The organism is Streptomyces hainanensis (genome assembly GCF_004348415.1).
Classification (GTDB): domain Bacteria; phylum Actinomycetota; class Actinomycetes; order Streptomycetales; family Streptomycetaceae; genus Streptomyces; species Streptomyces hainanensis.
In genome coordinates, this window is the sequence record NZ_SMKI01000775.1 from 1 (window position 1) to 1840 (window position 1840).

Consider the following 1840-nt stretch of genomic DNA (forward strand, 5'->3'; position numbering starts at 1 on the left):
GCCCTGGGGGGTGGGACGGGCTGCGGGGCGCGCCCCGCGTCGTCACGGCGGTTACCTCGGGTCGCTGTTGAACCTCGCGGTCGACCAGAGGTAGCCGAGGACCGCGAGGCCCAGGCACCAGCCGACGGCCAGCCAGCCGTCGACGCCGATCTCGGTGCCGAGCAGCAGGCCGCGCAGGGTCTCGATGGCCGGGGTGAAGGGCTGGTACTCGGCGATCGGCTGGAACCAGCCCGGCATCGCGTCGACCGGGACGAAGGCGCTGGAGAGCAGCGGCAGCAGGATCAGCGGCATCGCGTTGTTGCTGGCGGCCTCGGCGTTCGGGCTGACCAGGCCCATGCCGACGGCGATCCAGGTGAGCGCCATGGCGAAGAGCACGAGCAGGCCGAACGCCGCCAGCCACTCCAGGACGGTGGCGTCGGTGGACCGGAAGCCGATGGCCACGGCGACGGCGCCGACGAGGACCACGCTGGCGACCGACTGGAGCACGCTGCCGACGACGTGTCCGACGAGCACGGAGCCGCGGTGGATCGCCATCGTCCTGAAGCGGGCGATGATGCCCTCGGTCATGTCGTTGGAGACGGAGACCGCGGTGCCGATCACGGTGCTGCCGATGGTCATCAGCAGCAGGCCGGGGACGAGGTAGGCGATGTACGCGGAGCGCCCGCCGCCGCCGATGCCCTCGCTCATGGTGCCGCCGAAGATGTAGACGAAGAGCAGCAGCAGCATGATCGGGGTGAGCAGCAGGTTCAGCGTGAGGGACGGGTAGCGCCTGGCGTGCAGGAGGTTGCGGCGCAGCATCGTGGCGGAGTCGCGGACGGCGAGGGTGAGCCGGGACGGCTGGGTGGGAAGTTGCGCGGTGCTCATCGGACGGTCTCCTCGGGCTGGTGGGGGATGTCGGCGGTGGTGCTGGTGAGGGCGAAGAAGACGTCGTCGAGGTCGGGCGTGTGCACGGTCAGCTCGTCGGCCTCGACGCCGGCCGTGTCCAACCGGTCGAGGACGGAGCGCAGTTCGCGCTGGCTGCCGTCGCTGGGGATCTGCAGCGCGAGGGACTCGTCGCCCCTGGCGGCGTCGGTCAGGGCGGTGGCGGCGCTCCGGTAGGCGGCCGGGTCGGTGAAGCGGAGCCTGACGTGACCGCCGGGGACGAGGCGCTTGAGCTCCTCGGCGGTGCCCTCGGCGGCGATCCGGCCGTCGTTGAGGACGGCGATGCGGTCGGCGAGTTCGTCGGCCTCCTCCAGGTACTGGGTGGTGAGGAAGACGGTGACGCCGTCGGCGACGAGTTCGCGGATGATCCGCCACATGTTGTGCCGGGAGCGTGGGTCGAGGCCGGTGGTCGGCTCGTCGAGGAAGATGATCCGCGGGTCGCCGACCAGGGTCATGGCGATGTCGAGGCGTCGCTTCATGCCGCCCGAGTAGGTGGAGGCGGGCTTCCTGGCGGCGTCGACGAGGTCGAAGCGCGCCAGCAGTTCGGCGGTGACCCGCCGCCCCTCGCGCTTGGAGAGGTGGTGCAGGTCGGCCATGAGGAGCATGTTCTCCTCGCCGGTGATGAGGCCGTCCACGGCGGAGAACTGTCCGGTGACGCCGATCGCGGCCCGGACGGACTGCGGGTGGATGGCGAGGTCGTGGCCGCCGACCCGGATCGGGCCACTGGCGGGGCCGGGGGAGATGAGGGTGGTGAGGATCTGCACGGTGGTGGTCTTGCCGGCGCCGTTCGGGCCGAGCAGGGCGAAGATCGTTCCCTCCTGGACGGCCAGGTCGACGCCGTCGAGGACGGTCTTGTCGCCGTAGGACTTGCGCAGCCCGTTCGCCGTGATGGCCGGGTCGGTCATGGGTGGTGCTCCGT

At 71.1% G+C, this 1840-nt stretch carries 2 protein-coding genes; both read right to left on the reverse strand.

The window, feature by feature from the left end:
• Window positions 1–51: 51 nt before the first annotated feature.
• Window positions 52–864 (reverse strand): ABC transporter permease, encoded by an 813-nt coding sequence (locus tag E1283_RS35790; RefSeq protein WP_132822329.1) that lies wholly within the window; start codon window positions 862–864, stop codon window positions 52–54.
• A complete protein-coding gene (locus E1283_RS35795; RefSeq protein ID WP_132822330.1) occupies window positions 861–1826 on the reverse strand; it encodes an ATP-binding cassette domain-containing protein in 966 nt (321 codons plus the stop codon). The genes E1283_RS35790 and E1283_RS35795 overlap by 4 nt, the downstream gene beginning before the upstream one ends.
• Between the last annotated feature and the right edge of the window lie 14 nt (window positions 1827–1840).